The sequence below is a fragment of the Cellvibrio sp. UBA7661 genome, from assembly GCA_002483365.1.
Classification (GTDB): Bacteria; Pseudomonadota; Gammaproteobacteria; order Pseudomonadales; family Cellvibrionaceae; genus Cellvibrio.
In genome coordinates this window covers 411,975-433,804 of sequence record DLHT01000006.1, presented here as the reverse complement: position 1 = coordinate 433,804, position 21,830 = coordinate 411,975, and the positions used below count along the sequence as shown (strand labels likewise).

The following is a 21,830-nucleotide window of genomic DNA, read 5'->3' as shown; positions in this document are numbered from 1 at the left end:
ACTCATGCCTCGTTTTAGCTACCTGCTGAAATTACTGACCTTCCTGATAGGTCTGGTCGTAGTACTGGAAGGTGTTTCTCATTTAGCAACCCGTTTCGTGATCAATCAGGCAGTTACCCAAAATGCGCGGGCCGAACTGCTTTCAGGCGGTGAGTTATTCACCCGCATCATGCAAAAAAATATTGAGCAGTTGGCACTGTCGGTAAAAGTATTGACGGAAGATTTTGGATTTAAAGATGCTGTTGCCACCAGCGATGAAAAAACCATTGCATCGGCATTAATCAATCACTCTGCACGAGTCAAAGCGGATATCGGCGTACTTATCACCCGCGATGGAAAATTTATTGCCAGTGATGAAATGTTCGGCCTGCAAATTACCGACGAATTTAATAGCTTGAAAACGCAGGCACAACATCGCGGACAGGCTTATGACATTATTATTATCGATGGTCGTGCCTATCAATTTGTAATGTTTGCAGTAAAAGCGCCGGTCATTATTGGCCTTGCTGGTATGGGGTTTGAAATCAAGCAAGAATTCAGTCATGACTTGCAGCGCTTGACCGGCTTGGAAGTATCTTTTGTGATGCATGACGGGCAGGAGTTTCGTTATTTAAATGGTACCCAAGCGGGCTTGTCACGCGATGCTTTAGTCAAGCAACTCAATCGCGATACGAAACAAGGAGAAGTGTTTGTTTATGATGACTTGATTACGTTAGTGGTACCTGCGTCGCGCCAAAACAATCAGTTGCTTGCGGTATTGCAAGTGCCTCTCAGTCAGGTGATGGCGCCTTTTTCACGGTTAAATGTCCAATTGTTTATTTTGGCTTTGGTGTTTGCGGTGCTTGCCGGTGTCGCCGCGTTATTTTTAGCGCGCAGTGTGACGCGCCCTGTACGCTTGCTGGCGGATATCGCACGGAAAATTGCCAGCGGTTTTTATGCAACGCCCATCGCGGTGACATCCAAAGATGAATTGGGTGATTTGGCGCGGGCATTTATTTCGATGCAACAAGCGATTGGCGAACGAGAGCAACAAGTACTTTATCAATCGGAGCATGATCCACTCACCGGCTTGCCCAACCGGCTGCGGGTGTTCCCGGAATTGGAAGATGCAATTTCACGCTCGCATCCACTTAAAAAATCGGTCTATTTATTAGTGATCGATATTAAAAATTTTACCCAGATCAATGACGAACTCAGTCAGGAAATTGGTGATGCGGTATTGCGTGAAGTAGGGCAAAAAATTGCGCGCATACTTACGCACGGCGACGTGTTGCGTTTAGGTAGCGATGAATTTTTGGTCATACTGATGGCAGACAATAAAGAAGCAGTCAGTGAGCAGGCCGAATTAATCCATTCCGTTTTTAAAACACCTCTGTTGGTAAATGGATTGCAGGTGAGTATTGAAATCAATATTGGCTTGGCGAGTTATCCGGAAGATGCCGATGCAGCCGATGCATTATTGCGCCGTGCAAACCTTGCATTAAATGAAGGACGCAATAGTGAAAGGCACACCAGTTGGTATAAACAGGGGTGGGATGAAAAACACTTGCGCCGGTTATACTTATTCCGCGAATTTGAAAACTCGTTAAAAAACGGCCATATCAGTTTGTATTACCAACCCAAAGTCAATCTTGAACGACCCCATATATTGGGTGCCGAGGCGTTGGTGCGTTGGCATCATCCGGAAATGGGTTTTATCAATCCGGAAGAATTTATCGGTGTTATTGAAAGTTCCGGCCAGATCACGCTCTTGACTCGCTGGGCATTGAAAACAGCCGTCGCACAATTGCGTACGCTGCTCGATGAAAAAATAACAATAACCTGTTCAGTTAATTTATCGGCATTGGATTTATTGGTTGATGATTTACCTGCATACGTCGCCGAATTATTGCAAACATATAAAGTGCCTGCAGAAAATCTGTATTTGGAAATCACCGAAAGCGCAATCATGCGCGAAGCTGATAAATGTTTAAACAATTTACGACGCTTGCGCGATCTGGGGCTGACATTGTCAATTGATGATTTCGGTACGGGCTATTCCTCGCTGTCACAATTAAAAAAATTACCTGTCTCTGAATTAAAAATTGATAAATCCTTTATTTTGAATTTAGACACCAGTGCAGATGACCAACTCATTGTGCGTTCAACAATTGACCTTGGGCATACATTGGGCTTGAGTGTTACAGCTGAAGGCGTTGAATCCGAGGCGATTAAATTATTATTAAAGCAATATGGTTGTGATACAGCGCAGGGCTATCTTTATAGCAAGCCTTTGCCCGCAACCGATTTTATCCAATGGGTTCACCGCTATTTAACGCAATGGGAATTATCATCATGAAACGACTATTGTGGTTATTGGCAGCCCTTGAAGTGTCTGCCAGTGTTTATGGTGGCATGGCTCATGCGGCAACATTGGATCTGGAAAGCGACAACAAAATCTCCCGCAGCCGGTTATTGGCAACAGGTGGTGCCAGCACAATTGAAGGTGTGGCCGGTGGCGGCATCGTACCAATGGCCGTGTTATCCGGTTACGGCGCGCAGGAAGAATATAGTGCAACGGCATTCGGCAGTTACGTTGATACCGGCGATTACCAATTGGAAGTGATCGGCGGCAGTTGGAGCTGGCGCAACCGGATTGAGTTATCCATCGCCCAACAAAAACTCACCCATGATTCGCTCACTGCCGCATTAAGTTTGCCGACTGATTCAATCAGCCAGCGAATTATTTCAGCCAAAGTACGTGTGGCAGGCGATTTGATTTATACCCCCATGCCGCAAATCAGTGTGGGCGTACAACATAAAAAAAATCTGGATTTTTTAGTGCCTGCCGCGGTGGGTGCAAAAAAAGATTCAGGTACAGATGTGAACATCAGCGCAACCAAATTAATTCTGGGTGGATTTTTTAATCGCAACTTGTTGCTTAATGGCAACTTGCGTTACACCAATGCGAACCAGACGGGGTTGGTTGGTTTTGGTGGTGATAAAAATAATGATAAAGAATTATTGTCCGAAGTGTCGGCGGGTGTGTTGTTAAACCGGCATTGGTTAGTCGGTACTGAGTATCGCCAAAAGCCCAACAATTTATCATTTATAAAAGAAGATGATTGGCAAACCGCATTTGTGGGTTGGTTTCCCAATAAACGCGTTGCAGTAATCGCAGCCTATGTTGATTTGGGGGAGGTTGCGACATTTAAACATCAAACAGGTTGGTACCTCTCGCTGCAGGGGAGTTTTTAATATGCAGAACATTTTCCTCAAGCCTATTTTCGCGCTTTTTATCGCATTGTTATTTACTGCATGCACAAGCTCGCCCAAGCAATCACTTTATGATGACTTGGGACAATATCAGGGTATCGATAATATTGTGCGTGAACTGATTTTTATCATCGCCAAAGATGAACGGGTAAAAGCACGATACAAAGGCGTGAACATGCAGCATTTCAAAAAAGGCTTGAGCGATTATATTTGCCAGGTGTCAGGTGGCCCCTGTCAATATGCCAATGAAAATATGAGGCAAGTGCATGCAGGGCACAATTACACCAATACCGAATTTAATGCGATCGTGGACAATCTTATTCTGGCAATGGAACGGCGCGAAATTCCTGTCACTACCCAGAACCGTCTGCTCGCGATATTAGCGCGCGATTATAAAGATGTGGTGCATCAATAAGTCTTTTGGGGTAGTTAACATTATTTAACCTATATCGACAAATTTATTATCTCTCTCTTGAACACATAGGTTTATGCTTCTGTGCGACCTGACTATAACTGGTTTTATCCAGTGCGCACACCAATAACAACAAGGCATACTCCCATGAAAATCTCCACTCAAAAACCAATCGCAACTACAGTGTTTGCGTTGAGCGTGCTCGCTACGGCTATTGCATTTCCTTTACACAGTGCCGCCAATGGGTTGGCGCTTAACGATAAAGATTATTTTGAAATGCAGGGGCTCAACGTCACTGTGTTTAGCGATATTTACCCCGATGGGCATCAGACCGGAGTGACTGTGATCCAGCATGGCAGTCGTGTTGCCGCCAATGGTGATTTGCGATTGGAAATCTCCCCAGGGCAATGGTCACCTGTGCCAGTGGGTGGAAAACAAATCGTCGATAAAAAAACGCAGACGATTACCCAATCGCTTTCTTATCCCGACCCGAGCAAAGATCGCAAAGGCTTTAACCCGATTATTTATCCGGATTTGAAATTTACCTATGACGTAAAAGTCACTGCACTTGATGAGAACAAATTTAAAATCACGGTGGATTTGGAAAAACCATTACCGCAAGAGTGGGTAGGAAAAATTGGTTTTAATTTTGAAATTTTCCCCGGTGAGTTTTTTGGTAAGTCCTGGCTGATGGATACACAGGCTGGAATTTTCCCGCAACAACCTAATGGTCCCTTAGTGAAGCCACATGGTGAATATTTAACAGCGCCACTGGCGAGTGGAAAAAAACTGGTGATAGCGCCGGATTCCGACAAGCAGCGCATGGTGATAGAAAGTAAAACCGGTGTATTGGAGTTGTGGGATGGCCGTGCCAATCACAATAACGGCTGGTACATAGTACGTGGTGTTATTCCTGCCGACAAAACCACGGCGGCATTGGAGTGGGTCGTTACGCCGCACGTGATTAAGAATTGGGTGTACGAGCCGGTGATTCAGGTGTCGCAATTAGGCTATGGTACCGTACAGCCTAAAAAAGTAGTGATCGAGCAAGACAAACGCGATACCAAAGCCTCTGCAATTGAAATTTATAAATTATCTGAAAGCGGAAAAACCTTGGTAAAAAAAGCCAAGGTTAAACCTTGGGGGAATTTTCTGCGTTACCAATACATGACCTATGATTTCTCGGACATTACTGAGCCGGGCATGTATCAAATTCGCTACCGCGATAAAATCTCGCACGCGTTTAAAATTGGCGACGATGTATTGTCACGCCATGCATGGCAACCCACCTTGGAATATTTTTTACCAGTGCAGATGTGCCATATGCGTGTGAATGAAAAATATCGCGTCTGGCACGGGTTGGATCATCAGGATGATGCACTCATGATGCCGCTCAATTTTAATCACATCGACGGTTATATTTCCGATGGCAGTACGCGAACCAAATATAAACCTGGCGAGCGCGTTCCCGGTTTGGATGTGGGCGGTTGGCACGATGCGGGCGATTATGATTTACGCGTGGAATCGCAAATGGGCACTGTGTGGCTACTCGCTACTATGGTGGAAGAGTTTGGTTTGGATCATGACGCAACGTTAATTGATCAGGAAAAAAAGCTGGTTGAAATTCATGTTGCCGATGGCAAAAACGATGCTTTGCAACAAATCGAACATGGCTTATTGAGTGTGCTCGGCGGCTATAAGAGTATGGGGCGTTTGTATCGCGGCATTATTGAGCCGACGATTCGCCAATATGTGTTGCTAGGTGATGCCATGGTGCAAACCGATAACCTGCCATACGACCCATCACTGAAAGAAGGTGAAATTAAAAATGGGAAATCCGGTACACCCGATGACCGTTGGGTATTTACTGAAGATAATCCCGAGCGCGAGTTGGATGTAGCCGCCGGTTTGGCAGCAGCTGCACGCGTTTTAAAAACCTTTAATCCTGACATGGCGAAAGATGCACTGGATGCCGCACAGAATCTTTATCGCATCGCCGCGCCAAAAACCAAACGTCAGGATGTACGTGTGTTTGCGTTAGCAGAATTAATTCTTGCAACTGGCAATGAACAATATCGCAACGAGCTAATCAGTCTGCAAAATGAAATCGTGAAGGATATTGAAAAAACCGGCTGGGCAATTGGCCGTGTTATGCCATCGATTCGCGATGAAAAATTTGTTGCAGCAGTCAATAACGCTGTGGACATCTATCAACAACAAGTACGTGAGCGCGCTAAAACCGAATCGCCCTATGGTGTGCCTTATAAGCCCAACATTTGGGGTGCAGGTTGGAATATTCAGGAGTTTGGCGTTAAACAATATTTTTTCCACAAATCCTGGCCGCAACTCACCGGCACTGATTCCTATGTGAATGCGTTGAATTTTATTCTGGGCGTACACCCAGGTGAAAACACACAAAGTTTTGCATCCGGTGTTGGTGCTAATTCAGCAACCGTTGCTTACGGTGTGAACCGTGCCGACTGGTCTTATATTCCCGGTGGAGTGATTTCTGGTACAGCCCTGATCCGTCCGGATTTACCGGAATTAAAAATATGGCCGTTTTTTTGGCAGCAAACAGAATATGTGATGGGTGGCGGTGAGGCTAATTACATGTTTTTGGCGCTGGCGGTGGATCAGTTGAACACAAAAGCCAACTAAAACGGTTCTGCATTTTTTAAGCGACAACTCACCCCAAAAGTGATGTTGTCGCTTAAGTCTCTGTCCCTTCGTTGCTTATCGTAACAATCCCTTCATCGCTATTCCCTTAGACCACTGCAGGCAATGTGTAGTTTTGTAAAGGACTGTTATGGTCACCTTGCTTAAGTTCTATTAAGCAATTGATTTGCAAGAATAATCTCCCGAATCTTCAAAAACCTCTGTTGTTGACAAGCTTGTCTTTGGAGGTTTATGGTAAGGTGCGACAACGTTGTCTTTTTTGCGTAAAAACGTTGGAGCTTCTAACAATCAATAATAGCTAGAGGGATAGTCATGACGAATAAACTAAGAACTGCAATCCGGGCGGTAAACCACAAGATTGTACTCTGTGGCTCAGCGGCAACCTTGGCCATGTTGGCTTCGGGTGTGCAAGCACAGGGTGAAATTGAAGAAGTACTGGTGCAAGGCGTACGCGCGGCCCAGGAAAGTGCGATCAACACAAAACGTAATGCAAATTCCGTGGTTGATAGTATTGCGGCAGAAGACATTGGTAAGCTGCCCGACGTTACTGTGTCTGACTCGCTGCAACGTATTCCCGGTATTCAGGTGGAGCGTACTGCGGGTGAAGGTGGTCCGGTACAAATTCGCGGTTTGGCGTATGTTTCGACCATGCTTAACGGCGAAAGCTTCCTGAGCGCAACAACTATTGACAGCTCTGGTGCTGACTTTGGTGATTTGCCATCGCAATTGATGTCCGGTGCTGATGTTTACAAATCAGCGCGTGCTGACCTTTCCTCACTGGGGATCTCCGGTACTATCGACCTGAAAACCCGCCGCCCATTGGATATGGATGCTGGTTGGACTTTCGCTGGTGGCGCAGAAATTGATCAAGGCTCAATTAGCAAAGAAACTGATCCAACAGTTAATGGTTTGGTGGCGTGGAATAATGAGGATGTCGGTTTTTTAGTGAGTGCGGTAACGACCGAGAAAAATCTGGCAACTGACTTCAATGGTTACTTTGATACTTCAGAAAACGGTGGTATCGGTGCAACCAATACTAATTTTTCATGGGGTACTCCTGCACAAGATGCAGACGTGCGTCATGTGATGCCACAAGGTTTTGCTGCTTTCCATAAAGAAGAAGAGCGTAATCGCGATGGTATCAACGCTTCTTTCCAGGCAAATCTGACCGACTCTGTTGAACTGATCGCAGACTATTTTTATAGCAAGCAAGACCGCTTCAATCGTCGCATGGGCTTCTCCCACAACAACCGTTGGCAAACCTTTACCGATTATGCGTATGCCAATGAGCGTTTAAGAGATTTTGTAGATATCTACAACAATAATACCCCATGGACGACCGTTAATAGCTTCAGTGCAAATCCATACCGTGTGCAATCTTTCACTCAGGTGAACCGCAACACTGAAGAGTCTGAAAACATGAGCGTGATGCTCAACATCGACAATGGCGGTCCGTTGACCGGTAATGTCCGTGTCACCCGTGCCGATGCTACTGCAAGCATGCGCCATGGTTATATCGAAGGCGATATGATGAGTATCGACTCAGGTACTTTGGTAACTGGTCCTGGTGGTTTGGTTCCTGCCAAGTACTGTAACGGTTCCAATGCAATTCCAGGCACTGCCACTGGCGACTTGGGTGGTTGTTTTGTCCAATACTCACCTGGCGGTATGACCGGTACTAACTGGAAAATCGGTTACGACGCTTCTGGCGAACACCCTGTATTCAGCGGTTTTGACCAGGTTGTGAATGGCGGTCAAGGTGCGATGACCGTTGCTGACTACATGAAGAGCATTGATACCTATCATGTAGGTGCAATCTCATCTGAAAACAACAGTGATGATGATGGTGAAATGAACACCTTCAGCACCAAGTGGAAATATGCGTTTGACGATGCGCCATTCTTCAAGAGCGTAGATTTTGGTTTGCGTCAGAGCGAGCGTGAAGTTGATCATAATGTTTTCTCATACTTTGCCAACTTTGCTGATACCGGCTGTTCTGCGCAATGGAAAGCGGTTGACCAGTTTGCAGGCACGTCCGAATGTGATCCTACAAAAGCACAAGGTGAGATGGTGAATGGTGTGTTCACCAACTACACATTGTTGCCACCAACCCGTCTTGACCAGCACAACAAAGTTATATTTATGGATGACTTTGGTCCGGTAAAAGGCATTCCAGGTGTATGGGTTGCTGATCCTCGTGCGTTCGACAACACCTTGGCCTATCAAGAGAAAGTATTTGGTGCGCAAACCAAGTTCAACCAACCAGGGCAAAGCTATGGCGTTGGCTTGGATGAGTTCAGCTATTTCTTGCAAACTGAATTTGAAGCTGGCGCGTTTAAGGGTACTGCGGGCGTAAAAGTTATTGAAACCGAACTGACTGTTCTACAAAACGTCACCGGTGCTGGTGTGCCTCACTCCGGCGTTAACTACGATGCAGGCGACGTTGTGACCAAGCGTGGCTACACCGATGTATTACCTGCGTTGAACTTGTCTTATGACTTCACCGATGACCTGAAAATGCGTTTCGGTTACGGCGAAACCATGCAGCCGCTGGATTTATTGCAGTGGGGCGGAGCCAAGTCTGTAGGTCGTGTGTTTAATGACGACTGTGATTGTATGCGTGTTACCGATGGCGGTTCTTTGGCGGGTAACCCTGATCTTGATCCAACCCGTGCAGAAAATATTGATCTGTCGCTGGAATGGTACCTCGGTAATGCAACTGCAGTATCGGCTACTCTGTTTAACATCAAGATTGATAGCTTTATTGCTGCCGGAAGTGTGTACATTGATGAGCCAGATGAAGACGGAATCTTCCGTGGTCCATGGCGCTTCAGTGCCCCTATTCAAGGTAAGGGTGGCGAAGTTAAAGGTCTGGAATTGGCAGCTCGCGTAGCCTTCGCTGATTTTGCCGATGGTTTTATCTCTAACTTCGGTATGGATGTTAACTACACCTTGTCAGACAGCTCACAAGAAAGAAAAGGGGTAAATGGTAAAGAGTTACCATTTATTAATAACTCTGAAGACACCTATAACCTTGTTGGTTGGTTCGAAAACGAAAACTGGTCTGCACGATTGGCCTATAATTTCCGCTCGCCTCGGTTGGTCGCTTACGGAAACCCAACTATTGCTGAACAAGCGTTATATCAAGATGATTACGGTCAACTTGATATGAACGTGACTTGGGACGTAACTGACAACGTTTCTGTTTACGTAAATGGTTCTAACATTCTGGAAGAGTACCAACAAACTTATCTGGAATTTAAAGAGCAAAAAGCTTTCCAAAACATTTACGAAGCGCGTTGGGCACTCGGTACTCGTATAAACTTCTAATCACTGATGTGTTAACAGGTTAGATGTTAAGATCAACAAGGCCACAGCAAGCAATTGCTGTGGCCTTGTTGTTTCAGATAAGTAGATTGTGGGGTAGTCAGTGAACCAACATCACCAAGTGAAATCCATTGTCATTGCTGGTGGCGGAACAGCCGGCTGGATGGCGGCTGCCAAATGTAGCCAGCATTTTGCCAAAACTGATATAAAAATTACGCTGGTAGAGTCCAGTGAAATTGGTACTGTTGGTGTAGGCGAAGCAACCATTCCAACGCTGCGTCGTTTTTATCAGTCACTTGGTATGAGCGATGCTGACGTGATGCGCAAAACCAGCGCAACGGTCAAGCTCGGTATTGAGTTTAAAGATTGGTACAAACCGGACAGCTCGTTTATTCATCCCTTTGGATTATTTGGCCACGCGGCCAATGGCATTCACTTTCATCACTATTGGCTCAAATTAAAAACGTTGGGTGATACCAGTAAGTTGGAAGAGTATTCGTTGGGCATTGCACTGGCACGTGCGAATCGATTTGACTTTCCCTCGCCCACACCATCATCGCCGCTATCGGTGTTTGATTGGGCGCTGCATTTTGATGCGGGCAAATTTGCCATGCTCATGCGCGACTATGCATTAAAAAATAAAGTGCAGCATATCGATGCAAAAATTGAGTCGGTGCAGCTTAATCCTGACAATGGTTTTATCCAGTCGTTGCGTTTGGATAACCACATGGAATTGCATGCCGATTTATTTATCGATTGCACAGGTTTTAATGGATTGTTAATCAAAGGTGCATTAAATACAGGCTATGAAGATTGGAGTCAGTGGTTGCTGTGCGACCGTGCATTGGCGGTGCAATCGGAATTAGTGGGCGAGCCAGCGGCACGCACTGTTTCTAAAGCCCACCCCGCAGGATGGCAATGGAAAATTCCGTTGCAGCATCGTCAGGGTAACGGCCATGTGTATGCCAGCCAGTTTATGGATGATGCGGAAGCAGAGGCGATTTTGTTGCGTCACATTGATGGCAAGGTTTTACATGCGCCGCGTAAATTTAAATTCACTGCCGGGCGTCGCGCACAGGCGTGGAATAAAAACTGTATCGCGATTGGTTTGGCGGCCGGGTTTTTAGAGCCGTTGGAAAGTACGAGTATTGCGTTAATCGAAACCGGCATCGAAAAAATTTGCGGTTCTTTTCCTGCACCTTATTTCAGCCAAAACAATATTGATTACTTCAATCAGGTAACCGCGACTGAGTGGGAGCGTATCCGCGATTTTATTATTCTGCATTACAAAATAAACCAACGCACCGACAGCGAATTTTGGCAGTACTGCCGCACCATGAGCCTGCCCGATACACTGCAACAAAAAATAGATGCCTATCAAGAACGCGGGGAGTTACTGCATTTCCCATGGGAAATTTTTCACCCGGATTCCTGGTTGGCAATCTACAGCGGGTTTAATATCTACCCCAAAAATTATGATAAAAATGTGGATCGCATGAACCCAGAATATCTGCAGCAGAGTTTGACGGCTATGCGAAAATCCATTGCTGATGCAGTGGCAAGCGTGCCTACGCATCGCGAGTTTATTAATGCATTCTGCAAAACAGATGTGGTTTAGGATAAATAAATGATGCAAGTAACTCCAAACCCGATTCGCAGCATTTGTATTGTTGGCGGTGGTACGGCCGGTTGGATGGCTGCCGCATTGCTCTCCAATATCCATCAAGGCACAGAGACAAAAATCACCTTGGTGGAATCGCCGGATATTGCCACTATCGGAGTCGGTGAGGCGACGGTTCCTTCGTTTATGGCATTTCTTTCCAGCGCAAAAATAAATCCAAAAGAATTTATTGAGGCAACCGCTGGCACGTTTAAATTAGGCATCCGCTTTGATGATTGGTATCAAAAAGGCCACAACTTTTTGCATCCTTTCGGAAAAATAGGCCGCAGCCTTGATGGCCATGATTTCTATCAACTGTGGTTAAAAACACTCGCGCAAAGTAATAACGGTTACTCCGGTGATGTAACGCGCTTAATGGATCATTCGCCCTCGGCGATTATGGCCGAACAGCAGCGCTTTATGGTGGAAGCACAGCTTAAGAATACACCTTTGGAAACTTACGGTTATGCCTTGCATTTGGATGCCGTATTGGCCGCGCGCTATTTGCGCGAACTGTCTATAGCCAAAGGTGTAGTGCGGGTTGAAGCTACTGTTAACGCCGTGCAACTTGATGCGCGTGGATTTATTGATTCAATCACCTTGACCAATGATGAGCGCATCAGTGCAGATTTTTTTATTGATTGTTCAGGTTTTAAAGGGTTATTGATTGAAGAAAACCTGCACGTCGGTTACGAGGATTGGTCAGAATATTTGCCGTGTAATCGCGCGGTTGCGGTGCAGACTGAAAACATTCATGAGCCCGCTCCGTTCACTATAGCCACCGCGCGCGCTGCGGGCTGGACCTGGAAAATTCCATTGCAGCATCGCACCGGTAACGGCTATGTATTTGCCAGTGATTACTGTTCCGATGACGAGGCAACCCAAACATTGTTGAATGCCGTTGAAGGGCGGTTAGTCAATGAGCCGCGCATCATTCCATTTGTGACCGGCAAGCGCAAAAAAATTTGGCACAACAACTGTTTGGCGCTGGGTTTGGCATCGGGTTTTTTGGAGCCGCTGGAATCTACGGCGATTCATTTGGTTTATCGCACGCTGGTGCATTTTATTCGCAATTATCCTGAGCGCGATTTTTCCGCAGCGCTGGAACAGGAATGCAATGCACAGATCGATCAGGATTACATGGAAGTGCGCGATTTTATTATCCTGCACTATTGCACCAGCCAGCGCGATGACACCGCGTTTTGGCGCTGGTGCCAGAACATGCCAGTGCCAGACACCTTGCGCGACAAAATAAATCGCTTTCGCTTGCGTGGCCAGTTAGAGCGGAACAGTGAAAATTTATTTGGCGTTGATAGTTGGCTGTCCATTCTTGAGGGAATGCACATTCGGCCGCAAGGGTATCATCCACTGGTGGATGCGCTCGATGGTGAAAAATTGGCACGCTCGCTGATGCAAGGCAAACAGGCAATTTATGACACGGTTATGCGCTTGCCTGCGCATGGTGATTTTATTCAACAGCATTGCGCGAGTAAAAAATAAAAGCCATGGATCCCCGCAAGCAGGGATGACGATTCCCAGTGATATCGCGTTAGTCGTCACTCCCAGGTACAGCAGCTCATGTGTTCAGCAGCTCGTCATTCCTCCTGTGGGAATCCGCTCACGATGTGTCATTCCCGCTTGCGGGAATCCATAGGTTTCAAATCAAATTAATCAAAATCCGGCGCTGCGCAGTGTTTGCGGATAAATTCGTGGTGAGCCATCGCATTTTTTCCGGCGTGTGCGAGTGACTGTTTTATTTTTTCCAATTGCGCGCCTATGTCGGCATCCTTGAGGTGATCTATACGGTTATCCGTGCGCGCCGGCGTTACACCAAATCCGTGATAAATACTGAGCCAGCTGGATTTTTCAAACGCTTCCGGTTCGTGTTGCAAAATATGGCCGCAACTTTTAAATAGCTCAATTTTGTGTTGCAGGCTGTCGGGAATTTCCATGGCTTGGCAGTAGCGCCAGAATTCTGTGTCGGTACGCTGGGTTAGTTTGTAATGCAGAATAATAAAATCGCGGATGCGTTCCATTTCATGCTGATGGCGACGGTTGACTTCGTCGATCATGCTCTGGTCAAGCGAAGTGTCCGGGAAAAAGGTCAGCAGATGAGTAATGCCGGTTTGGATTAATGAAATACTGGTACTTTCCAGTGGTTCCAAAAATCCTGATGCTAAACCCAGGGCAAAACAATTTTTATTCCATATTTTTTTACGTCGCCCGGCCTGGAATGAAAAAGGTTTTGGTGTAGTAATGGGGTTTGCGCTGATGTTTGCCAGTAATGTTTCGGTGGCTTTTTCTCTGGTTAAAAAGCGGCTGCTAAATACATAACCATTACCCATGCGGTGTTGTAGTGGAATTTGCCACATCCAACCGGCATCCAATGCGCTTACACGGGTGTAAGGTGTTGGCTCTTTGGTATTTTTGCATTGCACTGCAACCGCAGAATCACACAGCAGCCATTGGCTCCAATCTTCGTAACCGGTCTTGAGTGTTTCTTCGATCAATAACCCTTTAAAGCCGGTGCAATCAATAAATAAATCACCGTGAAGGGTTTCGCCATTTTCCAATAATAATGACTCAATAAAACCATCGCTCTCGCGCAGGTTAACACTGGCCACTTTTTCGTCTATGTGAATCACGCCGCGGCTAAGCGCCAGCTCGCGCAAAACCTTGGCATAGAGTGTGGCATCAAAGTGATAAGCGTAGGAAAAGTCGGCCAAAGGATTATTGGGGTTTTCCAATGGCTGGGCAAAATGATTGTGTTTTGCCAGCTGGCAGGCAATGGAATAATCGTGCAAATTTTCCTGCGGGTTATTTTTTTTGTGGCGATAAAAATAATGCTGGAATTCCACGCCGTTAAAATTAATACCGTAATCCGCAAAGGGGTGAAAAAATTGTTCACCTTGTTTGCGCCAATCTTCAAATTGGATGCCGAGTTTAAAACTGGCGCGCGTTGCACGAATGAACTCCAGTTCATCCAAACCAATACTGTTATTAAAGGCTACGATGCTGGGAATGGTCGCTTCACCGACACCTACAGTGCCTATGACGGTTGATTCAATTAATGTGATGCGGATATTTTTGTGAGCAAGATGGCGGGAAAAACTGGCTGCAGCCATCCAGCCTGCAGTACCGCCACCGACAATCACTAACTGTTGAATGGGTGAATGCGCCATAGAAAATACCTGAATATTCTTGTTATCGGGTTGATAATTTTTTTGTTATAGATCGATGGCGCTATTCTATGGGATTTGGAAAATTCTGTGCGAAAAAAAGCGGCAATTGCGATGAACAATTGCCGCTTTGGTGATAAACCTGTGTGTTAATTAATTGCAGAGTTGCAATGCTTGCTTGGCCTGATTGGTGATCTCGGTTTGCAGCCCTGGCTCAAGCCGCAGTTGTTTGGCCAATTCTTGTAAATACGCGCGCTCCATAAAATTTTCTTCATCGATAATCAACACACTGGCCAGATACATTTCGGTCGCTATTTCCGGTGTGGTTGCCGCACTGGCAATGGCCGCTGGGTCGAGCGGTTTTTTCAGTTCCTGATCCACCCAGGTGAGCAGGCTTGGGTCTTGCGTGAGTTTGCCAATTTCACCATCGATCAACTGGCGCTCGCGGTCATCCACGTGGCCATCGGCTTTGGCGGCGGCAATCAGTGCAATCAAAATCGCGCGGCTGTGTTGCTCGGCTTGCGCTGGCGGGATGCGATCAATGGTTTGTGGACCTGCGGCGGTGGATGCCTGTTGTTGCGCTTGCCAGTTGCCATAGGCTTTGTAAGCGATAGCGCCGAGTGCAGCCAAACCACCGTAAGTGAGTAATGTGCCGCCCATTTTGCGGCCTTTTTTGCTGCCCAGTAACAAGCCCAATGCGCCACCCGCGAGCGCCGCCCCGCCTTTGCCGGACAACAAACCCGCCAAGCTGCCCAATGGTGAACTGTCACCTGCCGGTTGTGAGTTTGAGGTTTGTGCGTTGGAAGATTGTGGCCAGCCGCCGTTGGATTGTTGCGCGCCGCCTTTGTTTTGCAGCATGTCAGTTCCTGCTTTGAGCAGTTGATTAAGCAGATTGGTGGTGTTCATGTGTTGTCCTCAATAGAGATCATTTAAAAGATCCGTCAGAAATATCCGTAAATCCGTAAATCCGTAAATCCGTAAATCCGTAAATCCGTAAATCCGTAAATTAGATAAGTGATATACAAAACTGTTTCATCTATGGGGGCGTAGCGTTTGAATGCAAGCAACCTTCAGGTCGTTGTGCGGGCGTGTTTGTCGCAACGCACAGGAAGTGTCTGTGTAAAATAGCTGCAGAGCACTATGCCTTACACCGCCATCCCCCAGAATGCTTTTTACGAACCTTGACGATAATGACGATGACTGAAACCCCTGCAGCGAAAAAATTAATTCCCGCCAACATCATTACCGGCTTTTTGGGTGTGGGAAAAACCACGGCCATTACGCATCTGCTCAAACACAAGCCTGCACATGAAGTCTGGTCGGTACTGGTCAATGAGTTTGGTGAAATTGGTATCGATGGTGCGCTACTCAAAGATACCAATGCCCATATCCGCGAAGTACCGGGGGGATGCATTTGCTGTGTGGCGGGGCTGCCGATGAAAATGGCGCTCAACATGCTGATCGCAAGAACCAAGCCCGACCGCATTATTATCGAGCCAACCGGTTTGGGGCACCCGGAAGAAATCATCAATACGTTGACTGGTGAGTATTACGATACGGTGCTGGATTTGCGCGCGACCATTACGTTGGTCGATCCGCGCAAATTGGCCGATAGCCGCTACACCGGCAACGCCACCTTCAAGGATCAAATTGCGGTGGCCGACGTGTTGATCGCCAACAAGATCGACCTTTGTTCGCCACATGATCGCGCCAATTTCGACGATCTTGTGGCTGGTTTTACTCCCCCCAAACAAGCGGCATTTGCGGTAGAGCAGGGCGCGTTGCAGTTGGCGTGGCTGGATTATTCACGCAAGGCCCATGCACTGGTTCACCCCGGGTTGCATGCCGCTGCCAAGCCAAATCGCCTCAGCCCACAACGCGAGCTCTACAATGCAGCGATTAGTTTGCCGCAAGGCCAGGATTTTTTACGCCGCGAAAACAGCGGGCAGGGTTATTACTCCTGCGGTTGGATGTTCCAGCCCGCCATCCAGTTTGACTTCAATCAACTCTTTGGCTGGATGACCGGTTTACCGGTGGTGCGCGCCAAAGCGGTGATGAATACTGATCAGGGTATCTATATGTTCAATGCGGAAGACGGCGTGCTCAGCGTCAAACCCTTGATGATGGATGGCGAGCCGGAGCTACTGGATAGCCGCATTGAATTGATCGACAACCAGCCACTGGCAGCCGATGATCTGGAGCAGACGCTGCTCGCGTATCGGTTATCGACATAAGGTGTTGGATACCGGTGATGCTTTTTGGTGCATCATCCTGCGTTTGGAACCAAACCGACACAGGAAATCCCACCAACTTAACTGTCTTGAGCTAAGGTTAAGGATAGAGTTCTCAACGGAAACTCACACAACAAAAACCTTTCAGAGGTCTACAACATGATGTTACTGCTTTCTCTCGTGGCGATATGGGTCCTGGTTGCGCTGCTGACTTACCGCCAAGTGGCGCTGGCCGCTGCTTCGTCCATAGTCCTTGTTGCTTGGTTGGTCTTGGGGGCTGTAACCCCGGCGATGCTCTCGCCCTGGCTGGTAGTACCTTTGGCGTTGGTACTGGTGATTTTGAACGTTGCGCCTGTTCGCCGCGCGATACTCACCAAGCCCGTCTTTGGTGTGTTGAAAAAATCCATGCCGCCCATCAGTGCGACCGAGCGCGATGCACTGGAAGCCGGTACCACATGGTGGGAAAAGCAATTATTCAGCGGTAAACCTGATTGGGATGAGTTCGCACAAATCGCCCTGCCGCAGCTCACCGCTGCCGAGCAGTCGTTTTTGGATAACGAGGTAAACGAGCTGTGTTCGTTGCTCGACGAGTGGAAGATCCAGAACGATCTGAAAGACCTGCCGCCCGAGGCGTGGCAGTACCTGAAAGATAAAAAATTCTTCGGCCTGATTATCCCCAAAGAATACGGCGGCCTGGATTTCAGCCCCCATGCGCAAAGCCGCATCATGAGCAAAATTGCCAGCCGTTCCGGTACAGCTGCCGTGACCGCGATGGTGCCCAACTCTCTTGGCCCAGGTGAGCTGTTGGTGAAATACGGCACCGAAGAGCAGCGTCAACGCTGGCTGCCCGGCCTTGCCAATGGTACTGAAATTCCCTGTTTTGGCCTGACTGGCCCTGAAGCGGGTTCCGATGCAGGCTCAATTCCCGATACCGGTATTGTGTGTAAAGGCATGCATGAAGGGCAGGAAGTCATCGGCCTCAAGCTCACTTTCAGCAAGCGCTGGATCACCCTCGCGCCAGTGGCCACTGTAGTTGGTCTGGCGTTCAAGCTCTCTGATCCCGAAGGCTTGCTGGGCGATCCATCCAAAAAAGAATACGGCATTACCTGTGCGCTGATCCCCGCTAAACACCCGGGTGTGGAAATCGGCCTGCGCCATAACCCCGGTTCGCCTTTCATGAACGGGCCGATTTTCGGTACCGATGTATTTATCCCGCTGGATTGGATTATCGGTGGCGCAGCCATGGCCGGTAAGGGCTGGCGCATGCTGATCGAATGTTTGGGTGCCGGTCGCGGTGTTTCATTACCGGCGCTGTCTACTGCCAGCGGTGAAATGAACTATCGCCTTGTAGGTGCCTACGCACGCATCCGCCGCCAATTCAATATGGAAGTGGGTAAATTTGAAGGTGTGCAAGAAGCTTCTGCTGAAATTGCGGCGAGTGGTTATGCACTGGAGGCGATGCGCCAGCTGGTCACCAAAGGGTTAGAGACCGGTGCGCCGTCAGTCATGACCGCGATGGCGAAATACCATGCAACTGAATTGATGCGTAAATCAGTTGAGCACTCAATGGACATTGTGGGTGGCCGCGCAATTCAAAAAGGTCCGCGCAACTTTTTGGTGGCCTCTTATCACTCGGTGCCCGTGGCGATTACTGTAGAAGGCGCAAACATTTTGACCCGCTCACTGATGATTTTTGGTCAGGGCGCAATGCGCTGCCATCCGTTTTTGTTTGAAGAAATGCAAGCCATGCAGCTGGAAGATTCAGCGGAAGGTTTGAAGAAGTTCGACAAATTATTCATCAGTCATTTGGGCCATATTTGTAACAATATGCTGCGCACCAAAGTGCTCGGAGTCCTCGGTGGCCGTTTAAGCAGCGTGCCCGCCAATGCCGATGACTTCAGTAAACGTTGGTATCAGCGCATTAATTTATTGAGCGCTGCGCTGGCATCGATGTCGGATATCGCACTGGGTATTTTGGGTGGTAATTTAAAACGTCGCGAGCTTTTGTCTGCGCGTTTGGGTGATGTGCATAGCCAATTATTTATCGCCTGTGCGATTTTAAAATTCCACTCCGCGCATCCGCGCACCCGCGCAGAAGATGCTCATGCGGAATACGCATTGACGCGCGCGTTGTATATCGCACAAGAAGCACTGCGCGATTTTGCCGATAACTTCCCGCAAAAATGGATCGCAAAAATGATCCGCTTTGTGACTATGCCGTTTGGCAATATCGTCAATAAACCCAACGATCATTTGATCCGTGAGTTGGGTGATTTGATTATGGAAGACAATCCGGTGCGTCAAATGCTCGCGCAATATTTGTATGTGAGCCACGATCCACAAGACGCTGCAGGCCGTGTAGAAAGCACCTACCAATTGCTGTTGTCATTGGGGCCGGTGTGGCATGCGTTTCTTAAAGCCAAAAACAGCGGAAAAATTTCCGGTGCAACAACGGAAGAATTGGCAAAAGATGCGGCGGAAAAAAATATTATCCAGCCGCATGATGTTGCTAAGGTAGTGGAATACGATGCGCGCCGCTTCGATTGTTTGTTAACGGATGCATTTGAAAAGCTGTAAACACTGTCGTTAACCCAGACAATAAAAAACCCCGCAGTAGCGGGGTTTTTTATTGCACATGAATTTAAACTGACAAATCATCTGTCGCCATCACACAACAATTTCGCCCTTGGGCTTTTGCGGCATAGAGCGCGTTATCTGCCCGTTTGAAACAGGTGGCAAAGTCTTCGTTGTCGTGTTTTTCACTCACCCCGATGCTGATGGTAACGTACAAAGGGTTGTGCTGTTCAAACATGGTTTCATTAATCAATAAACGGATTTTTTCAGCCAGGATAAACGCAGTCTCTTTGGTTGTGCCCGGCATGATTACAATAAATTCTTCACCACCCCAGCGCCCCAGAAAATCTTGCTCATTAATTTGCTGGCTAATGATGGCAGCAATATTTCTCAAGATGCGATCGCCAGCATCGTGTCCGCGTCTGTCGTTAATCCGTTTGAAGTGATCTATATCAAGCAGCATTAATGCAAATTCGGGCAGTGCTTGTCGCTTGTCCGAATTTTTATGGAGGCTAATCAACGAATTAATAATGCTATCGATTCCAAAGCGGTTGTAAGTCTGCGTCAGTGCATCCACAGTGGAGAGGTGGCGGAATTTGTCTTTCTCTAACTGCAAGCGTGCATTTTTATCGCTGAGTTGGTGAATGATACTGACATCGTGCTTGGTCTGTTTTTTGAGTTGGGTTAATTTAACAATTGCATAGCAAAAAATGCCCAGCATCCAACAGAAAAGAATGCATAGGTACCAGTGTTCAGCAGAAATCCACTTGCCCACAAATTCGATTTTTTCAATCTGCATATCGTGGTTGCCGGGCGTCATGCCTTCTACATAATCGATACCCAATGTCATGGCGTTGCGCATGTCCGGGCGCGAGAGCTTGCGTGGTATGTCGTAATCGCTCAGCCACCAATCAGCGACAATAAATTCATCCAGTCCGATGCTCAGTTCCTGGTGCAGATCGCTGGTGTGCAGCGTAATTGCATTGAATTTTGTGCTGTTGGAATCCTGTACGTTGGAATAGGCTGCATCAAAATTGCGGACGTAAACCCGCATCCGATGTGCACTGCCGGTGTAGCTGACTTTCAGGTTCAAATGTGTGTAGCCGGAGAGATCGATGCCGGTATCGAGCGTTTTTTCAAAGAGCGCATTGAAACTGCAGGCGAAATACTCCTCATTGGTGACGCTGGGATAATTGCAGCGCCAGATACTCTTGTCTTTATCGAGCCAAAACGCTGCTTGCGCACTATCACCTGCACTGTTGCCCTGAACAGAGGAGTAAAAATAGACATTGATTTGTGAGTTTGGCCAGACGGTGAAGCGCTTTTGCGGAAAAAATTGTTGCGCAAATACAGCTACCAGCGTGAGTAGGATGGCCAGTAACAGCGCAGAGTTAAAATTTTTGTCATTCATTGAGGGTGTGATGTCGCACCAGTTAACCCGAATGTAGGTAGTGCTATCCAAGTATTGATGAAATAAGGGAATTGTCCAGCAATCCTGTGTTATCGCGGTTTGCGTATAAGGCTGCGCAATGCGACCAGCGCAAATCGTCCCCAGATTGCAATCAGCACCAAGGCCAGCAGCGGCAGCGCAGGGGCGGTGTGAAAAAATTTGAGATAAAAACGGCTCATACCTTTGTGCTTGTGCCACTCCACAAACAGCGGGCGCGATTTACTGCAAGTGCCCTGGTCATGGGTGATAGGCGCTGAGGGCACAAACAGAATGTCCCACCCGGCGCGGATAAAGCGCATGCACCAATCCAGATCTTCACAGTGCAAGAAATATCCGTCATCCCACAGGCCAACCTGGGCAATGGCCTCGGGTTTAACCAACATGCATGCCCCGGAAATGGCTTCCACAGCTATTGGTTTATCGGGGCGCGGTTGCTGGTGCAGGTTAAAATCCACCAACAGCGATGGCCAGCGCTTGGCGAGCGCCTGCAAACCAAATGCGCGCACCAGCGTGCGGCTGGGGGTGGGGGTTAAACGGCGGCCGCCCGCTTGTTCGCTGCCATCGGGGTTCAATAACAAACCGCCCACCATGCCTGCCTTGGCATTGTGGGTGAGCACCTCAAAGAGTTCGGCAACGCTGTTGTTGCCACAAATGCAATCGGGGTTGAGGAAAAACCAGTAGAGGTGCTGCGCTGCGCGCGCGCCTATATTGCAGGCCGCGGCAAAACCGAGGTTATCGGTATTACGGATAATCCGCACGCGCGCATCGCCCGCAAATTGCGCTTCAACCAATGCGATGCTGTTATCGCGCGAGGCGTTATCTACTAACACCACTTCGCTCACCTGATTTATCACCGACTGGATGCAGGCCACTAAACCCGGTCCGGCATTGTAATTAACGATGATGGTGGAGATGGGAGATGCCACTGTGATATCCGCTTCGGTAAAAGTCCGCGAGCATAGCGGATCAGCAGCCGAACTGCATCCGCTGGCTGCATGGGCAAGTGTCGCGTTTTGCAGTAGTATGCCAAGCCATTTATGCCGTAAGTGCAAAGACAAGAGTGAAG

The 21,830-nt window shown here is 47.7% G+C and carries 13 protein-coding genes; 9 read left to right on the top strand and 4 right to left on the bottom strand.

Features of this window, described 5'->3' with window-relative positions; all coding sequences use genetic code 11:
* Positions 1–4: 4 nt before the first annotated feature.
* The 7 genes from B2739_RS05945 to B2739_RS05915 all read left to right on the top strand — a co-directional run bounded on the left by B2739_RS05945 (position 5) and on the right by B2739_RS05915 (position 12,830).
* Positions 5–2,338, top strand: a complete 2,334-nt coding sequence (locus tag B2739_RS05945; protein WP_331344947.1) for a putative bifunctional diguanylate cyclase/phosphodiesterase — start codon at positions 5–7, stop codon at positions 2,336–2,338.
* Positions 2,335–3,237, top strand: a complete 903-nt coding sequence (locus B2739_RS05940) for a DUF3034 family protein (protein WP_331344946.1) — start codon at positions 2,335–2,337, stop codon at positions 3,235–3,237. Before B2739_RS05945 ends, B2739_RS05940 begins: the two co-directional genes overlap by 4 nt.
* Before the next feature lies 1 nt (position 3,238).
* A complete protein-coding gene (locus B2739_RS05935) occupies positions 3,239–3,670 on the top strand; it encodes a group 1 truncated hemoglobin (RefSeq protein WP_331344945.1) in 432 nt (143 codons plus the stop codon).
* 144 nt (positions 3,671–3,814) lie between these two features.
* A complete protein-coding gene (locus B2739_RS05930) occupies positions 3,815–6,325 on the top strand; it encodes a glycoside hydrolase family 9 protein (RefSeq protein WP_331344944.1) in 2,511 nt (836 codons plus the stop codon).
* A gap of 330 nt (positions 6,326–6,655) precedes the next feature.
* Positions 6,656–9,673 carry a TonB-dependent receptor gene (locus tag B2739_RS05925; RefSeq protein WP_331344943.1) on the top strand — a complete coding sequence of 1,006 codons (3,018 nt, stop codon included), beginning with the start codon at positions 6,656–6,658 and terminating at the stop codon, positions 9,671–9,673.
* A 100-nt stretch (positions 9,674–9,773) separates the two neighbouring features.
* Positions 9,774–11,288: a tryptophan halogenase family protein gene (locus tag B2739_RS05920; RefSeq protein WP_331344942.1), complete on the top strand. Its 1,515-nt coding sequence runs from the start codon at positions 9,774–9,776 to the stop codon at positions 11,286–11,288.
* 9 nt (positions 11,289–11,297) lie between these two features.
* Entirely contained in the window at positions 11,298–12,830 is a 1,533-nt protein-coding gene (locus tag B2739_RS05915; RefSeq protein ID WP_331344941.1) for a tryptophan halogenase family protein, read from the top strand.
* A gap of 167 nt (positions 12,831–12,997) precedes the next feature.
* On the opposite strand, the gene B2739_RS05910 is transcribed toward B2739_RS05915, so the two are convergent.
* Together B2739_RS05910 and B2739_RS05905 are read right to left on the bottom strand one after the other, a co-directional pair.
* Positions 12,998–14,512: a tryptophan halogenase family protein gene (locus tag B2739_RS05910; RefSeq protein WP_331344940.1), complete on the bottom strand. Its 1,515-nt coding sequence runs from the start codon at positions 14,510–14,512 to the stop codon at positions 12,998–13,000.
* 150 nt (positions 14,513–14,662) lie between these two features.
* On the bottom strand, positions 14,663–15,415 hold the full coding sequence (locus tag B2739_RS05905) for a tellurite resistance TerB family protein (RefSeq protein ID WP_331344939.1): 753 nt from the start codon (positions 15,413–15,415) through the stop codon (positions 14,663–14,665).
* Between the two features lie 290 nt (positions 15,416–15,705).
* On the opposite strand from B2739_RS05905, the gene B2739_RS05900 reads away from it, so the two are divergent.
* Both B2739_RS05900 and B2739_RS05895 read left to right on the top strand, forming a co-directional pair.
* On the top strand, positions 15,706–16,743 hold the full coding sequence (locus B2739_RS05900) for a GTP-binding protein (RefSeq protein ID WP_331344938.1): 1,038 nt from the start codon (positions 15,706–15,708) through the stop codon (positions 16,741–16,743).
* A 156-nt stretch (positions 16,744–16,899) separates the two neighbouring features.
* The gene (locus B2739_RS05895) at positions 16,900–19,317 is read left to right on the top strand and encodes an acyl-CoA dehydrogenase (RefSeq protein ID WP_331344937.1); all 2,418 of its coding nucleotides are present in this window, start codon (positions 16,900–16,902) and stop codon (positions 19,315–19,317) included.
* Positions 19,318–19,381: 64 nt separating this feature from the next.
* On the opposite strand, the gene B2739_RS05890 is transcribed toward B2739_RS05895, so the two are convergent.
* Positions 19,382–20,725 (bottom strand): GGDEF domain-containing protein, encoded by a 1,344-nt coding sequence (locus B2739_RS05890; protein WP_331344936.1) that lies wholly within the window; start codon positions 20,723–20,725, stop codon positions 19,382–19,384.
* An 89-nt stretch (positions 20,726–20,814) separates the two neighbouring features.
* Positions 20,815–21,690 (bottom strand): glycosyltransferase family 2 protein, encoded by an 876-nt coding sequence (locus tag B2739_RS05885; protein WP_331344935.1) that lies wholly within the window; start codon positions 21,688–21,690, stop codon positions 20,815–20,817.
* Positions 21,691–21,830: the final 140 nt, after the last annotated feature.